The organism is Tabrizicola sp. YIM 78059, assembly GCF_004959785.1.
GTDB lineage: Bacteria > Pseudomonadota > Alphaproteobacteria > Rhodobacterales > Rhodobacteraceae > Tabrizicola > Tabrizicola caldifontis.
The window spans coordinates 456,446-482,323 of sequence record NZ_SJZH01000001.1; the positions used below are offsets into that span (position 1 = coordinate 456,446).

The 25,878-nt window shown below is 65.8% G+C and carries 25 protein-coding genes and 1 tRNA gene; 13 read left to right on the forward strand and 13 right to left on the reverse strand.

All coding sequences use genetic code 11. The features are described from left to right. Positions 1-185: 185 nt before the first annotated feature. On the reverse strand, positions 186-803 hold the full coding sequence (locus tag EZM81_RS02125; protein WP_136644601.1) for a DUF6778 family protein: 618 nt from the start codon (positions 801-803) through the stop codon (positions 186-188). 155 nt (positions 804-958) lie between these two features. Between EZM81_RS02125 and EZM81_RS02130 the strand changes: the two genes are divergently transcribed. Together EZM81_RS02130 and EZM81_RS02135 are read left to right on the forward strand one after the other, a co-directional pair. Then, positions 959-2,365, forward strand: coding sequence for a pyridoxal-dependent decarboxylase (locus EZM81_RS02130; protein WP_136644602.1), 1,407 nt, complete (start codon positions 959-961; stop codon positions 2,363-2,365). Then, the gene (locus tag EZM81_RS02135) at positions 2,341-3,240 is read left to right on the forward strand and encodes a TPM domain-containing protein (RefSeq protein WP_136644603.1); all 900 of its coding nucleotides are present in this window, start codon (positions 2,341-2,343) and stop codon (positions 3,238-3,240) included. The genes EZM81_RS02130 and EZM81_RS02135 overlap by 25 nt, the downstream gene beginning before the upstream one ends. A gap of 127 nt (positions 3,241-3,367) precedes the next feature. Here the strand turns inward: EZM81_RS02135 and EZM81_RS02140 are convergent, their stop codons facing one another. Beyond that, positions 3,368-3,967: an outer membrane protein gene (locus EZM81_RS02140; protein WP_135449078.1), complete on the reverse strand. Its 600-nt coding sequence runs from the start codon at positions 3,965-3,967 to the stop codon at positions 3,368-3,370. Positions 3,968-4,148: 181 nt separating this feature from the next. Continuing rightward, entirely contained in the window at positions 4,149-5,951 is a 1,803-nt protein-coding gene (locus EZM81_RS02145; RefSeq protein WP_136644604.1) for an ABC-F family ATP-binding cassette domain-containing protein, read from the reverse strand. 94 nt (positions 5,952-6,045) lie between these two features. On the opposite strand from EZM81_RS02145, the gene EZM81_RS02150 reads away from it, so the two are divergent. From EZM81_RS02150 to EZM81_RS02195, 10 genes are all read left to right on the forward strand, one after another. Further along, a complete protein-coding gene (locus EZM81_RS02150; RefSeq protein WP_136644605.1) occupies positions 6,046-7,200 on the forward strand; it encodes a CaiB/BaiF CoA-transferase family protein in 1,155 nt (384 codons plus the stop codon). Positions 7,201-7,388: 188 nt separating this feature from the next. Next, positions 7,389-7,784: a cupin domain-containing protein gene (locus EZM81_RS02155; RefSeq protein ID WP_136644606.1), complete on the forward strand. Its 396-nt coding sequence runs from the start codon at positions 7,389-7,391 to the stop codon at positions 7,782-7,784. Beyond that, positions 7,777-9,816: an ASKHA domain-containing protein gene (locus EZM81_RS02160; RefSeq protein WP_135449074.1), complete on the forward strand. Its 2,040-nt coding sequence runs from the start codon at positions 7,777-7,779 to the stop codon at positions 9,814-9,816. The genes EZM81_RS02155 and EZM81_RS02160 overlap by 8 nt, the downstream gene beginning before the upstream one ends. Before the next feature lie 107 nt (positions 9,817-9,923). Continuing rightward, positions 9,924-10,460, forward strand: a complete 537-nt coding sequence (locus EZM81_RS02165) for a sigma-70 family RNA polymerase sigma factor (RefSeq protein WP_136644607.1) — start codon at positions 9,924-9,926, stop codon at positions 10,458-10,460. Beyond that, entirely contained in the window at positions 10,457-11,128 is a 672-nt protein-coding gene (locus EZM81_RS02170) for an anti-sigma factor domain-containing protein (RefSeq protein ID WP_169052280.1), read from the forward strand. The genes EZM81_RS02165 and EZM81_RS02170 overlap by 4 nt, the downstream gene beginning before the upstream one ends. Before the next feature lie 359 nt (positions 11,129-11,487). Next, a tRNA-Gly gene (locus EZM81_RS02175) sits at positions 11,488-11,561 on the forward strand. A gap of 139 nt (positions 11,562-11,700) precedes the next feature. Continuing rightward, positions 11,701-12,012: a hypothetical protein gene (locus tag EZM81_RS02180; RefSeq protein WP_135449071.1), complete on the forward strand. Its 312-nt coding sequence runs from the start codon at positions 11,701-11,703 to the stop codon at positions 12,010-12,012. A gap of 57 nt (positions 12,013-12,069) precedes the next feature. After that, on the forward strand, positions 12,070-12,423 hold the full coding sequence (locus EZM81_RS02185; RefSeq protein WP_135449070.1) for a RidA family protein: 354 nt from the start codon (positions 12,070-12,072) through the stop codon (positions 12,421-12,423). Between the two features lie 125 nt (positions 12,424-12,548). Then, on the forward strand, positions 12,549-12,941 hold the full coding sequence (locus EZM81_RS02190) for a hypothetical protein (RefSeq protein ID WP_136644609.1): 393 nt from the start codon (positions 12,549-12,551) through the stop codon (positions 12,939-12,941). A 90-nt stretch (positions 12,942-13,031) separates the two neighbouring features. Then, positions 13,032-14,165, forward strand: a complete 1,134-nt coding sequence (locus EZM81_RS02195; protein WP_211195374.1) for a glycosyltransferase — start codon at positions 13,032-13,034, stop codon at positions 14,163-14,165. Positions 14,166-14,168: 3 nt separating this feature from the next. On the opposite strand, the gene pgi is transcribed toward EZM81_RS02195, so the two are convergent. The 8 genes from pgi to EZM81_RS02235 form a co-directional block, all read right to left on the reverse strand. Then, positions 14,169-15,767, reverse strand: coding sequence for a glucose-6-phosphate isomerase (pgi, locus tag EZM81_RS02200; RefSeq protein ID WP_136644611.1), 1,599 nt, complete (start codon positions 15,765-15,767; stop codon positions 14,169-14,171). Positions 15,768-15,769: 2 nt separating this feature from the next. Further along, a complete protein-coding gene (gene pgl / locus EZM81_RS02205) occupies positions 15,770-16,441 on the reverse strand; it encodes a 6-phosphogluconolactonase (protein WP_136644612.1) in 672 nt (223 codons plus the stop codon). Continuing rightward, complete coding sequence (zwf, locus tag EZM81_RS02210) at positions 16,441-17,892, reverse strand: glucose-6-phosphate dehydrogenase (protein ID WP_136644613.1); 1,452 nt, start codon at positions 17,890-17,892, stop codon at positions 16,441-16,443. Before zwf ends, pgl begins: the two co-directional genes overlap by 1 nt. Positions 17,893-17,994: 102 nt before the next feature. Next, positions 17,995-18,579, reverse strand: coding sequence for an HNH endonuclease (locus tag EZM81_RS02215; protein ID WP_135449064.1), 585 nt, complete (start codon positions 18,577-18,579; stop codon positions 17,995-17,997). A 264-nt stretch (positions 18,580-18,843) separates the two neighbouring features. Then, entirely contained in the window at positions 18,844-19,629 is a 786-nt protein-coding gene (locus tag EZM81_RS02220) for a xanthine dehydrogenase family protein subunit M (RefSeq protein WP_136644614.1), read from the reverse strand. A 12-nt stretch (positions 19,630-19,641) separates the two neighbouring features. Next, the gene (locus tag EZM81_RS02225) at positions 19,642-22,011 is read right to left on the reverse strand and encodes a xanthine dehydrogenase family protein molybdopterin-binding subunit (RefSeq protein ID WP_136644615.1); all 2,370 of its coding nucleotides are present in this window, start codon (positions 22,009-22,011) and stop codon (positions 19,642-19,644) included. A 33-nt stretch (positions 22,012-22,044) separates the two neighbouring features. After that, on the reverse strand, positions 22,045-22,530 hold the full coding sequence (locus EZM81_RS02230) for a (2Fe-2S)-binding protein (protein WP_136644616.1): 486 nt from the start codon (positions 22,528-22,530) through the stop codon (positions 22,045-22,047). A 72-nt stretch (positions 22,531-22,602) separates the two neighbouring features. Continuing rightward, entirely contained in the window at positions 22,603-23,121 is a 519-nt protein-coding gene (locus EZM81_RS02235) for a CoxG family protein (RefSeq protein ID WP_136644617.1), read from the reverse strand. A gap of 182 nt (positions 23,122-23,303) precedes the next feature. Here EZM81_RS02235 and EZM81_RS02240 point away from each other — a divergent pair, with 182 nt between their 5' ends. Next, a complete protein-coding gene (locus tag EZM81_RS02240) occupies positions 23,304-23,774 on the forward strand; it encodes a lytic transglycosylase domain-containing protein (protein ID WP_136644618.1) in 471 nt (156 codons plus the stop codon). Positions 23,775-23,783: 9 nt separating this feature from the next. On the opposite strand, the gene EZM81_RS02245 is transcribed toward EZM81_RS02240, so the two are convergent. Together EZM81_RS02245 and EZM81_RS02250 are read right to left on the reverse strand one after the other, a co-directional pair. Continuing rightward, complete coding sequence (locus tag EZM81_RS02245) at positions 23,784-24,251, reverse strand: DNA polymerase III subunit chi (protein WP_136644619.1); 468 nt, start codon at positions 24,249-24,251, stop codon at positions 23,784-23,786. Positions 24,252-24,362: 111 nt separating this feature from the next. Then, positions 24,363-25,835, reverse strand: a complete 1,473-nt coding sequence (locus EZM81_RS02250) for a leucyl aminopeptidase (protein ID WP_136644620.1) — start codon at positions 25,833-25,835, stop codon at positions 24,363-24,365. Positions 25,836-25,878: the final 43 nt, after the last annotated feature.

Below are 25,878 nucleotides of genomic sequence, written 5' to 3' on the forward strand. Positions count from 1 at the left end.
GAAGGCATGGGCGGTGATGCTGCGGCAGGGTGTCGGCACGGCCAAGGCAGCCCGGATCAACAAGGACCACCGAGCCGGGATAGCCTTGCCCGCCCGTCTTCCCGGCGTTTCGGGGTGCGCAGCGCCCTCGTCTGGCACAGGGCGGCGCTGCGGCACGGCCCCGCCCGTCGCAGGGCCCCTACAGGTCAGTTGCCCTGACGGGTAAAGCTGGTGCGATTGTCCGGGCCGATCGACAGCCAGCCTGCGACCGTTCTGGCGACGTGGTTGGTGATCATCGACTTTTGCGTTACGCCCTTTCTTCTGGCCTCGCGCATCTGATTGCCAGCCAGGGCGGGCAGCTCCGCCCGAATCTCGGTCGCCGGCAGCAGCTCTTCCCCCGTCCGGGCATCGACAACCCGGGCCGTGAACTTGATGTTGTGAACGCCCCAGTTGGTTCCCCGCTGTTCGGCCTCGAACGTCAGGGCGTGGAACCGCAGAACTGTCACCTCGATCACGACCGGGCGCGAACCCCGCAAACCTTGCGCCCCAAGGGTAACGGCGGCGTCCATGATCGCGGCCACCTGTGCATGGCGGTCGCCAAGCGGATCCTCGCGCCAGACAATGTCGGCGTTCGGCAGAAGGGTCTTTGCCTCGCTGACCGTCAGGGTCTTTGGCACCGAAACCCGCACATCCGCCAGCCGCCAGCCGGCGGAAACACTGGGCGGAACGGGAACATAGTCGGTCTTGAACGTGCCGCCGCCCACACAGGCAGTCAGCAGCAACCCGGACAGGCCAAACAGGACAACGCGGCGCGCAATGGACATCGATACCTCATGAAATCAGATCAGACCCTGCCTTGTTCCCCCACTCCTAGTGGTCGAGCGTGGCCAGAGCAAGTTGAGACCTTGGCAGAAAAGGGATGGCAGCTTGCCGTTTCGCGCCAATCGTGCCCATTTGCGCCCAACAGCGGGAGACAGAGATGGATCACGAAGACCTGCGATCATGGGCGAAGCGGGCGGCGGACTGGGCCGCGGACTATCACGGGACCCTGCGCGACCGGCCGGTGCGCGCGCCCCTTGTGCCGGGGGCCGTGGCGGCACAGTTGCCGTCGTCGCCGCCCGAAGGCGCCGAGCCGATGGAGACGATCTGGGACGACTTCCAGCGGATCGTGCCGGGCGGCATGACCCACTGGCAGCACCCGCGCTTCTTCGCCTATTTTCCGGCGAATGCCGCTCCGGCCAGCATGCTGGCCGAGCAGCTGGTCAATGCCATGGCATGCAATGCGCTGATCTGGCAGACCTCTCCGGCCGCGACCGAGATGGAACAGGTCATGGTCCAGTGGCTGCGTCAGGCTGTAGGCCTGCCCGAGGGCTATTTCGGAACGATCCATGATTCCGCGACCAACGCCACGTTATCGGCCGTGCTGACAATGCGCGAAAGGGCGCTGGACTGGCACGGACTGGACGAGGGCATGGCAGGGGCGCCGATCCTGCGCTTCTACGCCAGCGCCGAGACCCATTCCAGCGTGGACAAGGCGATCCGCATCGCCGGGATCGGGCAACGGAACCTGGTCAAGGTACCGGTGGACGAAACCCGCGCGATGACCGGCGCGGCCTTGCGCGCGGCCATCGTGGCCGATCGGACGGCGGGAATGGTGCCTGCGGGCGTCATCCTGTGTGCCGGGGGCACCAGTGTCGGCGCATTCGACCGGATTGCCGACTGCGTTGCCGTTGCAAGGTCCGAAGGCGTGCCGGTCCACGTCGATGCCGCCTGGGCAGGAAGCGCGATGATCTGCCCCGAATTCCGCAGCCTCTGGGCGGGGGTTGAGGGGGCTGACTCCATCGTTCTGAACCCGCACAAGTGGCTCGGGGCGCAGTTCGACTGTTCGGTTCAGTTCCTGAAGGATCCGGGCGCACAGGTGCGCACGCTGGGCCTGCGGCCTACCTACCTGGAAACCGCGGGACGGGAAGAGATCGTCAACTTCAACGAATGGACCGTGCCACTGGGCCGCCGGTTCCGGGCGCTGAAACTCTGGTTCGTGCTGCGCGCCTACGGCCTCGAGGGGCTGCGGACACGCATCCGCAACCATGTTGCCTGGGCACGCGAACTGCGCGACCGGATTGCCGCCCTGCCGGGGGTCGAAATCGTGACCGAACCACGCCTTTCACTGTTTACCTTCGCGCTGAAGGACGATGCGGCAACCGAGGCGCTTCTGCAGAGGATCAACGACGACGGCCGGATCTACCTGACCCAGACCCGAGTCGACGGGCGATTCGCGATCCGGGTCCAGGTCGGATCGTTTGACTGTAGGCGCGAAGATGTCATGCTGGTGCAAACGACCGTCGAGGATCTGCTTGCCCCATGTTCCAGCGTGCCATCGGCCTGATTCTCGGCCTGTCTTTCCTGTCCCTCGGTCCTTTCGCCCTGGCCGAGCCGCTGCCGCAACCACTGTCCGACACGGTGTCGGACTATGCCGGGGTGCTGGATGACGCCGAAGAAGGGCGCATCGTGCGGCTTCTCCGGCAACTGCGCGACGAGACCGGGGTTCAGATGGTTGTGGCAACGATGGGCGACATTGCCGACCACGGCGGCGCGGGGATGCGGCTTGATGCCTATGCCAAGGCGCTGTTCAACGCCTGGGGCGTCGGAGAGGCAGACCGAAACGACGGTATTCTGCTTCTGGTCGTGACCGGATCGCGCGAGGCCCGGATAGCGCTGGGCACAGGCTATGATGCCGTCTACGACGGGCGCGCCGCACGCGTGTTGTCGACTGCTGTCCTGCCCGAGTTTCGCGAAGGACGCATTGCCGGCGGGATCGAAGGCGGAATCCTTTCCGTGCGGGACCGCCTGATTGCGCCCTTTCTCGAGGGGCAGCCAGTCACGCTGACCGATGGTTTCGGCGAGACTGCGGCCGACCGCGACCTGTCGTGGCTTCTGGGGGTTGGGGGCGTCGGGGGCATTGCAGCCTTCGGGCTCTGGCGTATGCGAAATCGGCGCCGCTGTCCGAAATGCGGCAACGCCACGCTTCAACGCATCAACGAGGTCATCGAACCTGCCGGGAAAGCTTCCTACGGGACAGGAATCGTGCACTTGACCTGTTCGTCCTGCGGTTTCAACGAACGACAGACCTACACGATCCGCCCCGGTCGCAGGGCGTCATCGTCGCGCAGCCTGACAGGGGGCAGCAGCGCATCAGGAAGCAGCCGCGGTGGATTTGGCGGGGGGCGGTCGTCCGGCGGTGGTGCAAGCGGCCGATGGTAGACAGATTGTCGGATAGGCCTGACACCGCAGCGCCACCTGACTTCAGGTTGCGCCATTCGAAACACGCGACGGCATGGCCGGCCTCGCCCCCCGGATGGAAAGCAAGGCCGGCCGGATCACGCCGGCATCAGAAGCGCAGCGAAACCTTGGCCTTCAGGGTGGTGGCATCGAAATCGACGCCCTGACCGTCAAAGTCGCTGAAGCGGTGCTGCAGAAGCTCGCCGCCCACCGTCCACCGGTCGTTGATGGCAGTGTCGAACCCCGCGCCAATGAACCAGCCATTGTCCGACAGATCGTTTCCGCCGACAGTTGCCGTCGCGCGGGCAGCACCTGCGGTGGCATAGATCAGGCTGTTGCCCACCTCGGTCCCGCCCATGAACTTCAGCCGGGCGATGCTGTCGATCTCGTCACCGGGCACCGAGCCAAGGTCGATGCTCGCGGTGTCATAGTCCAGTTCCGCCCCGGCGACATACTGGCCGAAATCCCAGCGATAGCCGGCGTGGATACCGCCAAGCCAGTCGTTGCCGTCAAGCCCCGCCCCGTTCGAACCGATGTCGGCGTAACCCAACTGGGCACCGGCATAGAACCCGCCCCAGTCGGCCGAAGGCGCGACCACGGGCGCGGGAGCCGCAGTCACAACCGGTTCCGGCTGAACCACGGTCGGCCCACCGGCCAGCGCGGGGCTGGCAAGGGCGGCAGTGGCAAGAAGTGCTGCGATAGATCTCATGATTTGTCTCCTTGTTCCGGCAGCCCGGTCCATGAACCGGGTCGCTCGCACTCAAGGCTGGGCTGCGGACGGGGGAAGCACAAGGCGTCCTCACGCCCCCTTGAACCGATGTGACTGGCCCGGGCAGCCGGTCGCCGATGCGTGGGGCAGAACCGGCCAATTCCTGCCGGAAAACCCCGCCTCAGGCCCGATCGGCAAGTTCCAGCCACTCCGTTTCCGCTGCCGAAAGCGCCGCCTGCCGTTCGGTCATCGCCTCGGTCGCCTTGCGGAATTTCACCGGGTCGCGGGTAAACAGATCGGGGTCCGCCAAAAGCGTGGAAAGCCTGGCGATCTCTGCCTCCAGCTTCTCGATCAGCGCAGGCAGATCCTCCAGCCGCTTCCGTTCCGTGAAGGACAGGCCGCTGGTGCGCGGGGTCTCTGCCCTGGTTGCAGGCGCGGCCCGGGCAGCGGCGCGTTCCGGGGCCGGGGCTTCCGCAGCCGGACGTTGCGCCGCATAGTCGGACCAGCCGCCGGGATAGACCGTCGCCCTGCCCTGCCCCTCCAGCGCCACGGTCGTGGTAGCCACGCGGTCGATGAAATCGCGGTCGTGGCTGACCAGAAGCACCGTGCCGTCGTATTCGCCCAGGATGTCCTGCAACAGGTCCAGCGTCTCGACGTCAAGATCATTTGTCGGTTCGTCAAGGATCAGCAGGTTCGACGGCTGCGCCATCAGCTTGGCCAGAAGTAGCCGCGCCTTTTCGCCACCTGACAGGCTGCGCACCGGGGCACGGGCCTGGATGTCGTCGAAAAGGAAGTCCTTCAGATAGCCCACCACATGCCGGGGCTGGCCCCGAACCATCACCTGATCCGCCGCGCCCGAGACGCGCATCAGCGGATCGCCGGTCAGGTTCTCCCACAGGCTCGCTTCGGGGTCTAGCCGGGCGCGAGTCTGGTCGAAGACGGCGATCTGCAGGTTCGTCCCCAAGGTAACCGTGCCGCTGTCCGGTTGAATTTCGCCCGTCAACAGCTTGAGAAGCGTGGTCTTTCCCACCCCGTTCGGCCCGACGAAGGCCACCCGGTCGCCGCGCAGGACGCGCAGGCTGAAGTTGCGGATAATCACCTTGTCGCCATAGGCCTTCGAGATGTTCTCGGCCTCGATGACCCGTCTGCCCGAGGTCGGGCCGGACTCGAAGGCTAGCGCCGCCGTGCCCTGACGCCGGATCTGGGCCGCGCGATCTGCGCGCAACTGTTGCAGCGCCCGCACCCGGCCCATATTGCGCTTGCGCCTGGCCGAGATGCCCTCCACCGCCCACCGCGCCTCGGCCTTGATCTTGCGGTCGAGCTTGTGGCGCGCCTCGTCCTCTTCGGCCCAGACGGTTTCGCGCCAGTCCTCGAACCCCTCGAACCCCGCCTCGCGCCGGCGCAGCACGCCCCGGTCCAGCCAGAGCGTCGCCCGCGTCAGTGCCCGCAGGAAGGCGCGGTCGTGGCTGATCAGCACGAAGGCCGCGCGGGTGTCGCGCAGCTCGGCCTCCAGCCATTCGATGGCCTGGATGTCCAGATGGTTCGTGGGTTCGTCCAGCAGCATCAGCTCTGGCGCTTCGGCCAGAAGCTTGGCCAGCGCCGCCCTTCGGCGTTCGCCGCCGCTGGCGGTTGCAACCGGGGCGGCGGGGTTGAACTTCAGCCCCTCGGCCACGACCGACAGGCGGTAGTCCTGCCCCTCAGGCAGGGCCGAGGCCGCAAAATCACCCAGGGTGGCAAAGCGCGAAAGGTCGGGATCCTGCTCCATGTAGCCCACGGTCACGCCGGGGGGCACGGTGCGGGTGCCGCTGTCGGGTTCGATGAGCCCTGCCATGAGCTTCATCAGTGTCGACTTGCCCGATCCGTTCCGCCCGACCAGCGCCAGCCGGTCGCCGGGCTGGACGGTCAGCGAAACCTGATCCAGCAGGGGATTGCCGCCGAAGGTCAGCGAAACGGAATTCAGTTGCAGAAGTGGTGCGCGTGCCATGGGGGCGAGGTAGAGAGGGATTTGACCCGCGTCAACGTCTGGACGTCGCGCGCCTGTCATGTGCAACTGGCACAAGCAGACAAGGAGACCCCCAATGGCGCCCCTGGACGGCATCACCATCCTAGACCTGACCCATGTGCTGGCCGGACCGTTCTGCACGCAAAGCCTGCAAGACCTGGGTGCAAGGATCATCAAGGTGGAACGCCCCGGCACCGGCGACGACACCCGCGCCTTTCCGCCGTTTGTCCAGGGCGAAAGCGCCTATTTCGCCACGCTGAACGCGGGCAAGCAGTCGATCGCGCTGGATCTGAAGACCGAAGCGGACAGGGCGATCTTCGAACGCCTTCTGGCCCGGGCCGATGTGCTGGTGGAAAATTTCCGCCCCGGCACGATGGACCGGCTGGGCTATGGCTGGGAGGCGCTGAGCGCCTTGCATCCCCGGCTGATCTATGCCGCCGTCTCGGGCTTTGGCCGCACGGGGCCGGATGCGATGAAGCCGGCCTACGACATGGTGGTGCAGGCCCGCGGCGGGGTGATGTCGATCACGGGGGAAACGAACGGCCCGCCGGTTCGGGTCGGGGCCTCGATCGGCGACATCGTGGCGGGGATGTTTCTGGCGCAGGGCATCCTTGCTGCACTTTATGACCGCGAAAGGACGGGGCGGGGCGCCCTGATCGACGTGGCGATGCTGGATTCGCAGCTGGCGATCCAGGAACATTCGGTGGCGATCACCACGGCAACCGGGGTGCCTCCGGGCCGGACCGGCTCGCGCCATCCGACGATAACGCCTTTTGCGACCTTCCGCGCATCGGACGGCTTCTTTGTGATCGCCGCAGGAAACGATGCGATGTTCGCCCGCCTGTGCGACGTGCTGGGGCTGAAACTGGCCGACGATCCCCGCTTTGCCACCAATGCCGCGCGCTGCGAAAACCACGCGCTGCTGAAACGCCTGATCGAGGCGGTGACCCTGGGCCAGACGGTGGCCCACTGGCTTTCGGTGCTGGACGGTGCCGGCCTGCCGACCGCGCGGGTGCAGGACATGGCCGAGGTGCTGCGCGACCCGCAGATCCTTGCGCGCAACATGGTGGTGCCTGTGACCCCGCATCCGGGCGGGCCCAGGTTCATTGCCACCGGCAACCCGATCAAGATGTCGACGCTGGACGATCCGTCTGCCCTGCCCCCCGCACCGCGACTGGACGGGGACAGGGAAGCCATCCTGCGCTGGCTGGATGGTGGCAAGGCCGGCTGACACAGGCAGCATAAGGGTGCGGGGCGCATCATATCTTGCGCGGAATTCCCGCCATGGGCTGCAAGGATCGGGGGCCTGTCGCAGGAAAAGCCGGGCCAGCTGCCGGATTGAGGGCGAAAACCGCCGCATTCCGGCATTGCTGGTCTGCTTGCCCGGTCTAGAACTGCTGGCGAACCGGAGAAACCGCCTTGACGACGCCTGCCCGCGTGGACGCAAGCACCCTGCCCGATGAACGCTGGGACGACCCGGCGCGGGGCACGATCCGATTCCGCACGTTGATTTCGGCGCCCGCCACCGACACACGCGATCTGGTCTGCGGCATCGCGCTGATGGCACCGGGCGAAACCTTCGCGCTGCATTCGCATCCTCAGGCCGAGGTCTACTTCGGGCTGGAAGGCGAAGGCGAGGTGCTGATCGACGGCAGACCCCACCGCCTGGCCCCCGGAGTGGCGCTTTACATCCCAGGGGGCGCGGTGCATGGCGTGCCACTGGCAACGACTTCGCTGAAATGGTTCTACACCTTCGCCGCCGACAGTTTCGGCGACATCGCCTACAGTTTCCTGCACGAGAGCCAGCATGACTGACGACGCACTTGTGATCTTCACCCCATCGGGCAAGCGGGGCCGGTTCCCCCTGGGAACGCCGGTGCTGACTGCCGCGCGGCAGCTGGGGGTGGACCTGGACAGCGTCTGCGGCGGGCGCGGCATCTGCTCCAAATGCCAGATCACGCCAGGCTATGGCGAGTTTCCCAAGCACGGGGTCACCGTGGCCGAGGACGCCCTGTCCGAATGGAACGCGGTCGAAGACCGCTACAAGCGCATCCGTGGCCTGAAGGAAGGGCGTCGTCTGGGCTGCCAAGCCAAGATACTGGGCGATGTCGTCATCGACGTGCCCCCCGAAAGTCAGGTGCACAAGCAGGTCATCCGCAAGTCCGCGACCGAACGTGCCATGGTCATGGACCCCGCTACCCGCGCCGTCTATGTCGAGGTGGCCGAACCCGACATGCACGAACCCACCGGCGATTTCGAACGCCTCGCGCGCGCGCTGAAGGAGCAGTGGCAGGTTGACCGGATCGAGGCTGACCTTTCGGTTCTGCGGCAGCTGCAACCCGTGCTGCGCAAGGGCGAATGGAAGGCGACGGTCGTTCTGCACAAGGGCAACCACGATGCCGCGACGCGGATCCTCGACATCTTCCCCGGCTTCCACGAGGGGCCGCTTCTGGGCCTTGCGGTGGACCTTGGTTCCACCACGATCGCCGCACATCTGTGCGACCTTTCGGACGGTCGGGTTCTGGCCTCCTCCGGTCTGATGAACCCTCAGATCCGCTTCGGCGAAGACCTGATGTCCAGGGTCAGCTACGCGATGATGAACCCCGGCGGCGATGTCGAGATGACCAAGGCCGTGCGCGAGGCGATCAACACGCTTGCCGATGCAATCGCCGGCGAGGCGGGGGTCGATCCGGCGGCGATCTACGAAATGGTCATCGTCTGCAACCCTGTGATGCACCATCTTTTCCTGGGGATTGATCCGGTGGAACTGGGACAGGCGCCCTTTGCGCTGGCCACTAGCGGCAGCCTGTCGCTTGATGCCCGCGACCTGGATCTCACGACCCTCAACCGCAGCGCCCGGGTCTATGTCCTGCCCTGTATCGCGGGACATGTCGGCGCGGATGCCGCGGCGGTGGCTTTGTCCGAAGAACCGGATCAATCGCAGGACATGGTCCTGATTGTTGACGTGGGCACCAATGCGGAAATCCTGCTGGGCAATCGGTCCCGCGTGCTGGCCTGTTCCTCGCCTACCGGGCCGGCGTTCGAGGGCGCGCAGATTTCCAGCGGGCAGCGCGCAGCGCCAGGCGCGATCGAACGGGTGGAAATCGACCCCGTTACCAAGGAACCGCGGTTCAAGGTCATCGGCTGCGATCTCTGGTCCGACGAGCCGGGCTTTGCCGAGGCGACCAGGGCGACCGGAATCACCGGCATCTGTGGCTCGGGCATCATCGAGGCGGTGGCCGAGATGCGCATGGCCGGCCTGCTGGATGCTGGCGGGCTGATCGGCGGACCTGAACAGACCGGCACGCCACGTTGCGAAGCCACCGGGCGCACGCACAGTTACCTGATCCATGACGGCAGCGCCGAGGGCGGACCACGCATCAGCGTGACCCAGGGTGACATTCGGGCCATCCAGCTGGCGAAATCCGCGCTTTATGCCGGTGCGCGCCTGCTGATGGACGAGATGGGCGTCGATACGGTTGACCGCGTGACGCTGGCCGGTGCCTTCGGCGCCCACATCAGCCCCAAACATGCGATGGTGCTGGGCATGATCCCTGACGTTCCCCTTCAGAACGTCACCAGTGCAGGCAACGCCGCCGGGACAGGGGCGCGCATCGCCCTGTGCAACGTGGCCGCACGTGACCGGATCGAGACGACCGTTCGGCACATCCACAAGGTAGAGACCGCCATCGAACCGCGGTTCCAGGAGCATTTCGTGAATGCCAACGCGATCCCGCACGCGGTCGATCCCTTCCCGAACCTCTCTGCCATCGTTCATCTGCCCGACGTAAGCTTCAACACCTCAAGTCACGGGTCCGAGGGCGGGCGACGCCGGCGGCGGGGCTGACAGGACTTCTTTCCGGGGCCAGCCAGCCCGATCCTGCTTGCGCCAGAGGCAGACCTGTCAGCGACGAACGTCTTGCGTCGGCACGGGTTTCCCGTCACGTTCTGTGCATGTCCGACGATCGAGCCGCCGATCTCATCAAGCGTTGCGCCGCACAGGACCGCGCGGCATTCCGCGCCCTGTATCGGGGCAGCGTGGCGAAACTGATGGGAGTCATACTGCGAATCCTGAAGGATCGCGCTGCGGCCGAAGACGCCTTGCAGGAAGCCTACATCCGGATCTGGCAGCGCGCAGGCAGCTACGACCCCGCCAAGGGGCCCGGCATGGCATGGCTGGTGGCGATTGCCCGGAACCTTGCCATCGACCGCCTGCGCGCCCGTGCAGAAACGCTGAATGACCCGGGGCCTGTGGCAACGGGTGATGAGGCCGCCCGGACGCAGGCCCCGATTCCTGCCCCGCAGGAGGTGTGTCGCATCGGCGACTGCCTTGCCACTCTGGAACCCGACGGCGCAGCCGCGGTGCGTCACGCCTATCTGGATGGCTTGTCCTACCTTGACCTTGCGGCACAGCATGGTGTGCCGTTGAACATCATGCGCAACAGGCTGCGGCACGACCTGCTGAAGCTGCGGGAATGTCTGGATCAATGACCGGTAGCCTGCTTTCCCCGCGCGAACATGACGAAGTGCTGGCCGCAGAACATGTGCTTGGCGTGGCCGACCAGTCTGAAAGAAGTGCGACCGAGGCGCGCATGCGGGCCGATCCCGCATTTGCCGCACTGGTCGTCGCCTGGGAACGGCGGCTGGCCGGGCTGAACGACGGTTTCCGGCACGGCCCGTCCACCGATCTCCTGCCCCGGATCGAAGCGCGGCTATTTCCGCTGCCTGCGGTGGCCGCTGCGAAGGCTGGGCGTGGACAGGGTCTCTTGCGCTGGCTGGCCGGGATGGCCGTGGCGCTGGCCCTTTTCCTTCTTGGCATCGCCACGCTCGTCCCGCCGCGCCCGGTGCTGGTGGCCACGCTGGCAACGCCCGACCACCGCCTTGCCTACGAAGTGCGGAGTTTTGGCCCGACGCTTCGCGTGACGCGGACCGCAGGCGTTCCGGCGATGGAGGGGCAGGTGCACGAACTCTGGGTCATCGCCCCGGATGCAGCGCCGGTTTCGCTGGGCCTGCTTGATGCAAGGCCCCTTGAGGTGGACTACCCCGTGCCGCCACCCGGCTGGATCCTTGCGGTTTCGATCGAACCCGAGGGCGGGTCTGCCACGGGCCTGCCGACAGGTCCGCTCATCCTGACCGCAAGGCTTGGCGACAGCACCTGACTGCGGTCGCGCAAAGGTCAACCGCCCCGGAGACATGCAATGGCATGTGGCGTGATCGGATAAGGTTGCGCTCTATCGCCCGTGGCCCTTCCGCCGCGTTGGCCTTGGCCGCCAACCCCATGGTTTGCGCAGGGTCGATATTCAAGGCCAGGACCGCTGACGAAAGCGCGATCAAGCGGGCCAGCGCACCGTTGGTCAGGCAGCACGGCCGCGACACTGCAGAAACGGTCATTGGTCGGCCAGCCAGCCCGACTTGCGGAAACCGGCCTCGCGCTGGCAGGAGCCGATGATCGTGATGCCCAGGCGGGCTTCAGGGGCCGCTTGACCTTGGCACCGGCTTGGCATACCTGAAAGGCGACGCGGGTGTAGCTCAATGGTAGAGCAGAAGCTTCCCAAGCTTACGACGAGGGTTCGATTCCCTTCACCCGCTCCAGTTCTTCGGACCGCCGCCCCGACCGGGCGGCGGCTTGCTTTTGCGGGGCCGGGCTTCCATGTTTGCGGGCAGTCACCCACGGCCACCCACGGGCGATCCCTTGCCCTTGCCATTGCACCCTATCGGAAGGGAAAGTCTGATGCGCGTCGCCCTGACCCTGCTTCTGGCCACACCCTGGCTTGCGGCCTGCGTGTCCCAGACCCATTCGGCTGACCCTTCCCCCTTTGCCGGCAGTTGGGACTGCGGCGTGGCCGTCTTCCGCTTCACCGACACGACCTATGACAACGCTTCGCAGAGCTACCCGATACGCGCGGTCGCCCAAGACGGTCGCAACTTCACGCTTTGGCTTGGTGACGGTTCGACAATCGGCCTGGTCGCCGTGACAGAGACCGGGTTGACCTGGGTTTCGGGTCGCACGGGCCAACAGTTGAACTGCCGCCGCGTGAAGTAGCTTCCGTTCGCCGCGCGAACCGGGTAACCCACGGGTGGATCAATACGGGAGACTTCAATGAACACCGACATCACCCGCTACGGCACCGGCCCGCGCATGTCAGAAGCGGTTGCCTACAACGGCATCCTCTGGGTTGCCGGTCAGGTCGGCCAGCCCGGCGCATCGGTGGCCGACCAGACCCGGCAGTGCCTTGCCGAGGTGGACCGCATCCTCGCCGCCGCCGGCACGGACAAGACGCGCATCCTGTCGGCGCAGATCTGGCTGGCCGACATCAGCACCTTTGCCGAGATGAACGCCGTCTGGGACGCCTGGGTTCCGCAGGGCCACACTCCCGCCCGCGCCACCGGCGAGGCAAAGCTGGCCACGCCTGACTACAAGGTGGAAGTCATCGTTACCGCCGCGCTGAAATAGCGGTCTGCATGGGGAATTCCGGCCCGATACCCTGACTGGGGTATGCGCCGCCTGCCATGCCGGTCTAGCAGGGAAATCCAAAGGGCCAGCGCTATCTGGACCCATATCGGAATTCGAGGTTCCCCATGTCGATTTCGCCGAAACTGCTGACCCGCTCGTTCGCGGTAGGAATACTTGTAGTATCGAACAGCCAGGGCGCTACCGCGCTGACCGTGACACGCTGCAACGCGCTGAGTGATGGGGTCTATCGGCCTGTCCTCGTCGTCGAACATGACGGGGTACGCACGATCCACGCCATGGGCGAGGACGGGCTGACCCGAAGCATCATCTTCAATCCCGAGGCGGCGCTTTCATGGGCGAAGGCACGCTACGGCGCCGATGCGACATTACCTGCCGTGTATGCCGATGGCTGCGGATCGGGCGGTGGTGGCGGGGCTCCGGCTGCCATCGGCGACGACGATGATGATTATGAAGACGACGATGATGACGATGATGATGACGGCGGCACCGGGTTCTGACCTTGCCCGCAGATGCGTGGCCTGCGCGTTCTGCTAGCCAATGAATCCGGCGGGGGGCGCGGTCATGTAACCACGCTTCGCGCGGCGGCCATGGCCCTTGGCGCAGAGGCCACAGTCATTGCTGCGCTGGGGCGCGACGTCTATGCCTCGGAACTGGCGCTATTCTGCACGCGAATGGTGAAGGCACCCCTGCTCAGACGCCCCCTGCATCTTCGTGCGCCGCTAGGCCCTGTGGGAAGCGCGACATGGGGCGATGTCCTCGGGGGGCTGGGGCTGGGCGATCCGCGCAAGCTGCGCCGCGGAATGGCCTTCTGGCGAAAGCTGATCGTGGAAGAAGACATTTCCCTGCTCATCGCAGATCTCGCGCCTCTGGCTCTCTGTGCCGCGCGAGGCCTGCGCGAGGAAGGCTGGGCGATCCGAACCGTCAACCTGGGGGTCGGTTATACCGTGCCCCCGCCCCATCTGCCCGCCTACCCGCCCTATCTGGCCGACTTTACCCGCACCTTCTTCCCCGAGGAAGAGACCCGGGATGCCATCAACCGAACCGGCGCCGCGTTCAGCATGCCCACGTTGCCCGCGCTGCCGGCGCTGCAGGATGCAGACCTGTCGCTGGCATGCAGCTTTCCGTTTCTTGATCCGTTCTGCGACAGCCGCACGCCTTCCGACCGGATCGCTCCCCTTGTTCCGGCGGCAAGGGAAAGCCCGGGTTCCGGCGACGAGGTCTTCGTCTACTTCTCTACCGCGGAACTTTGTGATCCGGCGCTTGTTGACGCACTGGAACGCCTGCCCCTTCCCCGCCGCGGCTTCGTTCCCAGCGCCCCGACCGAGGTGAAGGCGCGATTGCAGGCTTCGGGGATGGTTCTGCTGGACCGTCCCGCCAGCGCCGACGAGATCGCCGCGCGATCACGTCTGATCATCCATGCCGCCCCCCATGGGACCGTCAGCCTTGCCGCGCTGGCGGGGCTGCCGCAATTCGCCGTGCCGCAACATCTGGAACAGATCTACAATGCGCGCCAAACGGCTGCGCAGGGTATTCTGGCCCACGCACAGCCAGGTAGTCCCGATCTGCTGGAACAGATCCTTGCCGCCAGTGAAAACCGGATCATGGCCGAACGCGCCGCGGACCTGTCGGCGACGCTGCGCGGGCAACATCCGCCAGACCCGATTGCCGTTCTAGGCAATCGCCTGCACGATCTGGCTTCCGCAGTGCTTGCCGAACTCTGAGCCTCAGCCGCGCAGGAAGGCGACCAGCGCCGCTGTTGACCCGTCCTTGCCCGCAGTATCCGCCTTGCCCTCCAGCACCGGCTGGAGCGCCAGCGCCAGTTCCTTGCCCAGCTCCACCCCCCACTGGTCGAAGGAATTGATCCCCAGGATCACACCCTCGACGAACACGCGGTGTTCGTACAGCGCGATGATCTGGCCCAGGGTGAAGGGCGTCAGACGGTCATAGGCCAGCACGGTGGAGGGGCGATTGCCCGGAAACACCCGGTGCCGCGCCTGCCGTTCCAGTTCCGCCCCGGTCAGCCCCTTCCGCGCCATGATCGCGCGCGCCTCTTCAAGGCCGCGGCCGCGCAGCAGCGCCTCGGCCTGCGCCAGGCAGTTCGACACCAGAAGCAGGTGCTGATGCGCCAGGTCCGGCTCATGCCCGCGCCGCGCCACCAGGAACTCGCAGGGCACCACGCGGGTTCCCTGATGGATCAGCTGGTAGAAGGCATGCTGCCCGTTCGTGCCTGGCTCGCCCCAGACCACGGGGCCGGAGTGCGTCTCCAGATCCGACCCGTCAATCGCGACGCGCTTGCCGTTGCTCTCCATCTCCAGCTGCTGAAGATAGGCGGGAAGCCGCGCAAGCCTTTGATCGTAAGGCAGAACCGCCCGCGTGGCATGGCCGCAGATCTGGTTGTGCCAGATGCCGACCAAGGCCAGCATCACCGGCATGTTGGCCGCGAAGGGCGCGGTCAGGAAGTGCTGGTCCATCGCCCGGCCGCCGGCGAGGAACTCGTCGAACCGTTCCGGCCCAATGGCGATCATCAGGGCCAAGCCGATCGGCCCCCACATGGAATAGCGGCCGCCCACCCAATCCTCGAATCCGAAAACCCGCGCCGGATCAATGCCGTAGGCAGAGGTCTTGTCGCGCGCGGTCGAAACGGCGGCGAACTGGGCCGCCGGATCGGCCACCTTCGCCGTCATCCAGCGTTTGGCCGTGTCGGCATTGGTCATCGTCTCGATCGTGGTAAAGGTCTTCGAGGCCACGATCACCAGAGTCGTCGTCGGATCAAGGCCTTGCAGAACGTCGTGAATGTGCGCGCCGTCCACGTTCGAGACAAAATGGCAGCGCGGCCCGTCATGGTAGGGCGCCAGCGCCAGCGTCGCCATCGCGGGGCCGAGATCGGACCCGCCGATCCCGATGTTCACCACGTCTGTGATCGGCCCGCCCTGTCCCTTGAAGGCGCCCGAGCGCACGTCGCGCGCGAAGGCCGCGCAGGCGGCACGGATCCGGCGCACCTCGGGCAGCACGTCCTGGCCATCGACGCGGATCACCGCCTTCTCGCCCGCCCGCAGCGCGACATGCAGCACCGCGCGGCCTTCGGTATCGTTGATCTTCTCGCCGGAGAACATCGCCGCGCGCTTTTCCGCCACGCTCGAGCCCTCGGCCAGTCTGACGAGGGCGGCGCGGGTGGCGGCATCGATGTTGGTCTTGGAATAGTCGAACAGCATCCCGTCGGCGGTCACCGAGAAATCGGCTGCACGGCTTTCGTCAAACAATTCCAGAATATGGCGGCCCTTGTTCACCTCATGAAGCCGCTGCAATTCAGCCCATTTCGTCATGGCTACTCCGCCCAGTGCACGGTTGCGTTGTCCAGCACGGCGCGCACCGGCGCCTCTTCGGGGGTCAGGGTCAGCGCGCGCTCCAGCGCGGCGCGCTTTTCCTCTCCCGTGATCAGGATGTGGATGTTGAAGGCCTCGCGCAGGACCGGCGCGGTCAGGGTGACGCGCGGCTCACCCGCAGCCGGGGCACGCATCGGCAGCAGGATCGGCGCGTCCGGCGCCAGCGCCTCGGCCAGCCGGTCGGCGCCGGGGAACAGACTTGCGGTATGCATGTCCGCCCCCATGCCCAGCAGCAGGACCGAGATCGGCAGATGCGGCCGGATGCCGTCGGCCAGCGCATCCAGCACATCCTCGGGTGTCTCGGCCGGTGCATACATCGGCACCAGCCGTGCCCGTGCTGCCCGGCCGCGGATCAGCCGCTGCCGCACAAGGCGGGTGTTCGACCGATCGGAAGATTCCGGCACCCAGCGTTCGTCGTTCAGCAGCACCGCAACATTGGCCCAATCCAGATCCACGCCCGACAACGTGTCGAAGATCGGACCAGGTGTCGTTCCCCCAGGAACACAGAATGTGGCCCGCCCCTCGCGACGCAGGAAGTCGCCCAGCTGGCCAGCGATCAGATCGGCCAACCGCAGCATCATCAGATCGCGATCGGGGTAGGTTTCCAGTTGCATTACCTGATCTCCCGCCAGCGGCGGCCGTCGCGGTGCATCAGCATCAATGCATCCTCCGGGCCCGAGGATCCGGGATCATAGATCTGCGGCCGGTCGCCGCGTGCTTCCCAGCCCTCGATGATCGGGTCGGTCCAGGCCCAGGCGGCCTCGACCTCGTCGCCGCGCATGAACAGCGTCTGGTTGCCGCGGATCACATCCATGATCAGCCGTTCGTAGGCATCTGGCACATCTGCGGCCTCGGCGCCCAGAGCCTCGGCAAAGGACATGTCCAGCGGCACCTGCATCAGGCGCATGCCGCCGGGGCCGGGCTCCTTGATCATCACCATCAGGTTAATGCCCTCGTTCGGTTGCAGCCGGATGACAAGCACGTTCTCGTGCCAGCCGCTTGCATCGTCGAAGATCGCGTGCGGCGGCGGCTTGAAGGTGATCGCAATCTCGCTGGCACGCGCCCGCAGACGCTTGCCGGTGCGCAGGTAGAAGGGCACGCCCTGCCAGCGCCAGTTCGAGATCTGAACCTTCAGCGCGATGTAGCTTTCGGTGCGGCTGTTGGGGTTCTCGGCATGGGCCAGATAGCCTGCCTCGCCATTTCCCGGCCCGTATTGCCCGCGCACGATGTCCTCGGGCGGGACTGGCTTCAGTGCGCGGATCACCTTCAGCTTCTCGTCGCGCACGGCGTCGGGGTCGAAGTGATAGGGCGGTTCCATCGCGATCAGGCACAGCAGCTGCATCAGATGGTTCTGCACCATGTCCCGCATCGCGCCCGACTTGTCGTAATAGGCACCGCGGCCTTCCACGCCCACCGTTTCCGCGACCGTGATCTGCACATGGTCGATGTATTCCGCCTTCCACAGCGGTTCGAACAGGATGTTGGCAAAGCGGACCGCCATCAGGTTCTGGACGGTTTCCTTGCCCAGATAATGGTCGATCCGGTAGATCTGCGTCTCGTTGAAGTGCCTGGCCAGGCAGGCGTTCAGCGCCCTTGCCGAAGCCAGATCGCGACCGAAGGGCTTTTCGACAACGACCCGGCTCCAGGCATCGGCAATGCCGTGGTCGGACAGGCGCTGCGCGATGTCGCCGAACAGGCTGGGCGCGACCGAGAAATAGAAGGCGCGCACCACGTTCTCGCGCATCAGCGCCTTGAGCTGCGCCCATCCGTTCGCGCCCGTCGCGTCGATGGCAACATAGTGCAGCCGCGCAAGGAATCCCTCGATGGCAGCAGGATCCTGCCGGTCGGCCGGCACGAATTCGGCAATGGCCGCGCGCACCTGATCACGATATTCCTGATCAGTCAGCTCTGCCCGCGCTGCGCCGATGATGCGGCTTTCGGCCGGCATCTGTGCAGCAAGGAACCGACGGTAAAGGCCCGGAAGGATCTTGCGGCGTGCCAGATCGCCGGTGCCGCCGAAGATCACCAGGTCGAAGACATCCACCGGAATGACGCGCGAGACCATGGGCTTCTCCTCGAACGGCTGTTAGCGCTAACGGGCGCCTTCTACAGCCTGTCCGGGCCCATGTCTAGCACCCCAAGACGCGCGGTCCAACAGCTGGCGAGATCATGCCTCCAGTTCGGCATCCCAATAGAGGTAGTCGATCCAGCTGTCATGCAGGTGGTTCGGCGGGAAGCGCCGGCCGTGGGCCTGCATTTCCTCGGCCGTAGGGGCGCGGGGTGGACGGCGAAGGGTAAGGCCGGACTGCTTAAGCGTCCTTGATCCTTTGCGCAGGTTGCAGGGCGAACAGGCGGCCACCACGTTCTCCCAACTGGTGATCCCCCCGCGCGACCTTGGCACCACATGGTCGAAGGTCAGATCGCCCTTCGCCCCGCAATACTGGCAACAGAATTCATCCCGCAGAAAAAGATTGAAGCGCGTGAAGGCCACGCGCTTCTGGGGTTTGACGTAATCCTTCAGCACGACGACCGAAGGTATCCTGAATTCCTGCCGCTGGCTTCGCACCACCTGGTCGTATTCGGCGACGATCTGCACCCGGTCCAGCACGGCAGCCTTGATCGCCTCTTGCCAGGGCCAAAGGCTGAGCGGGTAATAACTGAGCGGCCGGTAGTCGGCGTTCAGCACCAGCGCCGGAAAGTGCTTCAGCGCGGCGGGGTCGCGCACGAACTGGGTTCTGAAATCGCCGTCCATTCCGTCAAAGACTCCACGTCCTGCCCGTTGACAACCGGCCTGCAGGGCGGGGGAGCCCACCCCGTGACCTTGAACTATATATGGCGCTTTCGCCGTGGCAACCCCCTAGCGCCAGAGTGTCGCAGAGGTTTTCCACAGGCTTCCTGCCGGATTCGGGTGACAGAAGAATGACAGCTGCGGCACAGGACGCTCATCTCTCCCTTGCGGGGCATCTTCGCTGGGTGACCGCGCGAAGACGTCCCGCAAGGGTCGGATGACCGGCGGTCAGGCGGCCGCCACCGCGCGACCGGTCAGCACCTTGACAAGGTTCGCCCGGTAGGCCGGCGTGCCGTGCAGGTCGCCAATCATGTCCTCCGCGTCCACGCTCAGCCCGGAAATCGCTTGCGGCGAAAAATCCGCCGACAGCGCCGCTTCCGCATCTGCCCAGCGGAAGACCCCGTTCTGCGAGGCCCCTGTGACCGCCACCCGAACGCCATCCCTGAACTTGGCGACGAAGACCCCGGTCAGGGCAAAGCGGCTGGCGGGCTGGTTGAACTTCACATAGGCCGCCCTTTCCGGGATCGGGAAGACGACGCTGGTGATGATCTCGCCATCATGCAGGGCGGTGGTGAAAAGACCCTCGAAGAAATCGTCCGCCGCGATCTTCCGGGTGTTCGTTACCACCGTCGCGCCCGAGGCCAGCACCGCCGAGGGGTAGCAGGCGGCCGGGTCGTTGTTGGCCAGACTGCCGCCGATCGTGCCCCGGTTGCGCACCGCGGGATCGCCGATGCCGCCCGCCAGTGCCGCCAGTGCCGGATAATGCGGGCGCGCCTCGCGTGCCACCACGGCATGCGGCGTGGCCGCACCGATGTGCAAGCCCCCCTCTCCCATGCAGACGCCCTGCATCTCGGCGATGCCGGTCAGGCTGACCAGTACTCCGGGCGCTGCCAAGCGCTGCTTCATCGTCGGGATCAATGTCTGACCGCCGGACAGCGCCTGCGCGCCCTCCTGCCCCAGGGCCGCCACGGCCTCTGCGATGGTCGAGGGTTTGACGAAGTCGAAGTTGTGCATGGTATTCTCCCCTCAGCCGTGGATGGCCTGCCAGACCCGAGCGGGCGAGACCGGCATGTCGATATGGGTCACATGGGTGAATCCCCCGCGGTGCAGGGCGTCTATCACCGCGTTCACCACAGCAGGCGGCGAGCCGATGGCCCCTGCCTCGCCACAGCCCTTGACCCCCAGCGGGTTGTGGGTGCAGGGCGTCGCGCAGGAATGATCGACCCTGTAGAAGGGCAGGTCGTCCGCACGCGGCATGGCATAGTCCATGAACGAACCCGACAGAAGCTGGCCGTTCTCGTCATAGACGCAGTTTTCCAGCATCGCCTGCCCGATCCCCTGGGCAAGCCCGCCATGGACCTGGCCTTCGACGATCATCGGGTTGACCACGTTGCCGAAGTCGTCGGCCGCGGTGAAGGCGACGATCTCGACCTTGCCGGTCTCGGGGTCCACCTCGACCTCGCAGCCATAGGCACCGGCCGGATAGGTGAAGTTCGATGGGTCGTAGAAGGCCGTCTCTTCCAGCCCCGGCTCCATGTCCTCGAGCGGGTAGTTGTGCGGGACATACGCCGCAAGCGTGATGTCCACCCAGGATTTCTCCTTGTCGGTGCCGGCGACGGTGAACTTGCCGTCCTTCAGTTCGATGTCGGCCTCGCGGGCCTCCATCAGGTGGGCCGCGATCTTCTTGGCCTTGTTGATGATCTTGTTCGTCGCCTTGACCATGGCCGAGCCGCCCACCGCAAGACTGCGCGAGCCGTAGGTGCCCATGCCCATCGGCGTGTTGGAGGTGTCGCCGTGGACGATTTCCACCTGGCTTGCATCGATCCCGATCATCTCGGAGATTACCTGGGCAAAGGTAGTCTCATGGCCCTGGCCATGCGAATGCGACCCGGTGAAGACGGTGATCGATCCCGTGGCATTGACCCGCACGGTCGCGGATTCATAAAGCCCGGCCCGCGCCCCCAGCTGACCCACCAGGTTCGATGGCGCAATGCCGCAGGCCTCGATGTAATGCGCAAGACCGAAGCCGCGCAGTTTGCCGCGCTTCTTCGATTCCGCCGCGCGCGCCTCGAACCCCTTATAGTCCGAAAGCTCCAGCAGCTTGTCCAGAGTCGCGTGGTAGTTGCCCGTGTCGTAGACCACCGCGACCGGGGTCTGGTAGGGGAATTGGTCGGGCTTGATGAAATTCTTCCGCCGCAGCTCCACCGGGCTGACGCCCAGTTCGCGCGCGGCCTTGTCGATCACGCGTTCCAGCTGGAACGTCGCCTCGGGCCGCCCGGCGCCCCGATATGCATCGACCGGGACGGTGTTGGTGAAGACGGCCTTCACATTCGTATAGATCAGCGGCGTGCGGTAGTTGCCCGCAAGCAGCGTGCCGTGCAGCCACGTCGGGATGCAGGGGGCGAACGTCGAAAGATAGGCCCCCATGTTGGCATAGGTCTCGCAGCGCAGCGCGGTGAAGTTGTGGTCGGCGTCCAGCGCCAGTTCGATCCTGGTGATGTGGTCACGGCCCTGCGCGTCCGAGATGAAGGCCTCGGACCGGCTGGCTGTCCATTTGACCGGGCGCTTCAGCACTTGCGCGGCTTTGGTGACAAAGGCCTCTTCGGCATAATGGTAGATCTTCGACCCGAAGCCCCCGCCCACGTCCGGCGCCACGACGCGCAGCTTGTGTTCGGGGATCGACAGGACGAATGCCCCCATCAGAAGCCGGATCACATGCGGGTTCTGGCTGGTCGTATACAGCGTGTGCATCCCCGAATGGTCCTCATAGTCGCCCACGGCGACGCGGGGTTCCATCGGGTTGGCGATCAGCCGGTTGTTCACCAGTTCCAGCGTGGTGACATGGGCAGCCCTGGCAAAGGCCTCGTCCACGGCGGCCTTGTTCTCTTCGACGAAACCCCAGTCGTAGCACAGGTTCGATCCGATCTCGTCATGCACCAGAGGCCCGCCCTGAACTGCGGCCTTCATGTCGATGACGGCAGGCAGTTCCTCGATGTCGATCACGACGGCCTCGGCCGCATCGCGCGCCTGATCCAGCGTTTCGGCCACCACGACGGCGATGGGGTCGCCGACATGGCGCACCTTGCCTTCCGCCAGAACCGGATGCTTCGGTTCAAGCATCGGCTTGCCGTCGCGGCTGGTCACCTGCCAACCGCAGGGCAGACCGCCCGCGCCCGCGAAATCGGCGCTGGTGAAGACCTTGACCACGCCGGGCATCGCCTCGGCATCCCGCGTGTCGATCTTGCGGATCCTGCCGTGCGCCACCTGGCTGCGGATAAAATGGGCGTGAAGCTGGCCCCGGATGTTGATGTCGTCGGTGTAGCGGCCCTTTCCGGTCAGGAACCGCACATCCTCGCGCCGCTTGGTGCTGGCGCCGATGCCTCCGTCTTTCGGCATGTCGTCCTCCCTGTTGCTGTGGCGGTTCCCGCCCTATTCGGCTGCGATCTTCGTCACGTCCTGGCCGCTGGCCGCCAGCACCGCCTTGATGATGTTGTGATAGCCCGTGCACCGGCAGAGGTTGCCTTCGAGATAATGCCGCACCTCGGCCTCGGTCGGCCTGGGATTCTCGGCCAGCAGGGCCGCCGCCGACATCACCATGCCCGGCGTGCAGAAGCCGCATTGCAGCCCGTGGTGGTCCTGGAAGGCCTGCTGGATCACCGATAGCGACCCATCGGGATTTGCCATCCCCTCGATGGTGCGGATCTCGGCTCCTGCCACGTCCTGGGCAAAGACGGTGCAGCTTTTCATGGCCTTGCCGTTGACATGCACCACGCATGCGCCGCACTGGCTGGTATCGCAGCCCACATGGGTGCCGGTCAACCCCAGCCCCTCGCGCAGGAAGGACGACAGCAGAGTGCGCCCCTCCACCTCGCCGGAAACGGCCTTGCCGTTCACGGTCATGCTGACTTTTGTCATGCCTCTCCTCCCTTGGATTTCCCTGGCAAAGATGCCGGACGTCGGCACCCGGATCTGCCCACACCCGGACCTTCAGCCTCCGACAAGACGCTTGAACCATCCCTTCTTCGGCGCGTCTTCTGCGGCGGATGCGGCCGCCTCTTCTTCGTCCGGGCCCTCGACCGCCTCCTGGAAGCGGGTGAAGAACTCGTCCGCCATCTTCTTCGCGAACCCGTCGATGATCCGGCTGCCCAGCTGGGCAAGCTTGCCCCCGACGCTCGCTTCGACATCGTAGGACAGACGGGTTCCACCCTCGTCCGGCTCGAGCCGGACATCCGCGCTGCCCTTGGCAAAGCCCGCGACGCCGCCCTTGCCTTCGCCGACGATGCGCAGGGATCGGCCCTCGACGATGTCGGACAGCTGCACAAGCCCAGTAAACGTTGCGCTGACCGGGCCGACCTTCTGCTTGACCACCGCCTCATAACCCTCGGCGACCGATCCGGTCATGCTCTGGCATCCGGGAATGCACGCCTTCAGCACTTCCGGGTTCAGGATCGCCGTCCAGACAATGGCGGGCTCAGCCCGGATCTCCCGGCTGTCACTCAGCTTCATGGGTCGATTCCCTTTCTCCTTTGGGGCAGAGACTAAGCCAAACTCGCCAAAGGCTAAGCAGAATCTGGCCCCCAGGGTTGAATTTTCCGCGATGCTTCGCCGCTTTCCGCCGAACCGGGCAGCCGGGGCTTGCCGTGCCCGATGTCGGACCGCTAGAACCGCGAAAAACGTCGGAGAATGCCATGCCCCTTTCCCGTCGAAGCCTGCTGGTTCTTTCCGCCGCCGCCCTGGTAACTGCCTGCGGTCGCGGAACGCCCACTGTTTCGACCGTGGGCCGCAGCGATCTTGCGGTCGGCGCCACGCCCGAAATGATGGCTTTGGTTCGGAAATACGCGGCGGTCCACGATATTCCCGAAAGCCTGCTGCACAGGGTGATCCAGCGCGAAAGCGGCTATAATCCGGCGGCACGGAACGGTCCCTATTACGGGCTTTTGCAGATCCATCCGCAGACCGCGCGGACCATGGGCTACAACGGTCCCCCTGAAGGTCTGCTGAACGCCGAAACGAACCTGATGTATGCAGGAAAGTATCTGCGCGGGGCCTGGCTGGTGTCCGGTGGCAGCCAGGACCGGGCGGTGATGTGGTATTCGAAGGGCTACTATTACGAGGCCAAGCGGCTGGGCCTGCTGGAGGAAACCGGCCTGCGGGCCTGAGGGTCCGCCTTAACCGGCGGGGCTTTCGGCCTTCTTCTCCCAGCGACCGGAGTCCTCGGACCAGTATTGCGCGGCATGGCCTGCCGCCGTCACGGCCTTCCATTGCCGCCGCGCGGCTTGCAGACGATCAGCATCGCCGCCATCGAACAACACCCAGACCCGTTCCGAGGCCGCGATCTCTGCATCGGTTGCCTGGGCCCCGTCCACCAGGGCCATGACGCGCGCCCCGTTCACCGGCGCCCCCTGCCCCAGAAGCACGGGCTGGTCGGCATCATGCGGCCCCCCCTCCAGCCCGTGGGGCAGGAAGTTGTCCTCGCCGCCCGCAAGCCATAGCGCGGCATCCAGACGCTCCAGCGCCTGCGGATCGGTACCGCGGATCATCACCCGCCAGCCCTGCGCCAACGCCCTCGGCAGAAGCAGGGCCAGCGTGTCCTGCGGGGTCGATCGGGTCAGATGATAGAACAGGACCAAACCCATCAGCGGCGTTCCTGACGGCAGGGACTGCGGATCGCGTCCTTGCGGCCTATCATCGCGGCGCGTGCTGCGTAGATGACCATCCGATGGGAAGGAACAAGCGGCACCCCGGCGCTAGCTCCGTTCGAACCGTTCGCGGATCAGCCGGTCAAGTGCCATGACCCCCCAGCCTGTCGCGCCCTTGGGCGCTAGCGTGGTGTCGGCCTTGGCGAGGGTGGTACCGGCGATGTCCAGATGGCACCATGGCACCTCTGGCTTGACGAAGCGCGCCAGGAACTGCGCCGCCGTGATCGCCCCGCCCTCGCGGCCACCGACGTTCATCATGTCGGCGATGCGCGATTTCAGCCTCTGGTCGTAGGCTTCGCCCATTGGCATGCGCCAGGCCCCCTCGCCCTCTGCCTTCGCTGCGTCCAGGAAGGCGTTGCACAGATCGTCGTTGTTCGAGAACACCCCAGCATTCTCATACCCGAGCGCGATGATGATGGCGCCGGTCAGCGTGGCCAGGTTGATCATGCCGCTGGGCTTGAATCGCTCCTGCGCGTACCAAAGCACATCGGCCAGCACGAGCCGCCCTTCGGCGTCGGTGTTGATGACCTCGATCGTGTCGCCCTTCATCGACTTCACCACGTCACCCGGACGCTGCGCGCGGCCGTCGGGCATGTTCTCGACCAGCCCTACCAGCCCAACCACATTCGCCTTCGCCTTGCGCAGGGCCAGCGTCCGCATCACCCCCGCGACGACGCCCGCACCGCCCATGTCCATGGTCATCTCTTCCATGCCGGCCGCAGGCTTGATCGAAATGCCGCCGGTGTCGAAGACGACACCCTTGCCGATCAGCGCGAAGGGGGCTTCGTCCTTCCCGCCGCCGCGCCATTCCATGACCACCACCTTCGAGGGGCTTTCCGACCCCTGACCCACACCGAGAAGCGCCCTCATTCCCAGCTTGCGCAGCTGGTCCTCTTCCAGGATTTCGACGTGCAGGCCAAGCTCCTGCATCGCAGCCAGACGTGCGGCGAAATCGTTGGTGGTCAGCACGTTCGCCGGTTCGTTCACCAGATCACGGGTAAAGAACACGCCCTCGGCCACAGCGGCCATGGGTGCTGCCGCCCGGGCCACGGCCTCGGGGTTAGTCACGGCCAGGATCGCCGGCCCCGGCGCCTTCTTCTCGCCGGTCTTGTGGCTGTCGAAGTCATAGGCGCGCAGGGCCAGACCGAAGGCGATGTCGGCGGCCCGCGGATGCCCCTCGGCCAGGATCAGGGTGCCCCCTGCCCCATGCGCCTTGCCCGCGGCGGCCCCGGCCTTGCGGGCCTGGGCGACATCGGCCTTCTTCGGCAGACGGATCAGCTGCACCGCCTCGGCCTGAAGGCCGGCGGGCCAGGCCAGGTCAAGCGCTTCGCCAGGTTTCAGCTTGCCGAAGGCTTCGGAGCCCGCGGCCCTGGACAGCGCGCCCCTGGTCAGACGGTCCAGCCTGCGGAAGCCGGGGCTGAACGGCTGGCCCGGCTCTGCCAGAACGGCGATGCGGCCGGTCACCGCTGAAAGGGCGTCAAGATCGGGGGCGAGGAACTGGATCGGAAGCGGCTGGGCCATCGAAAACCTTCATGCGCATTGCGGGGATGTCCGCGCCTTGGCG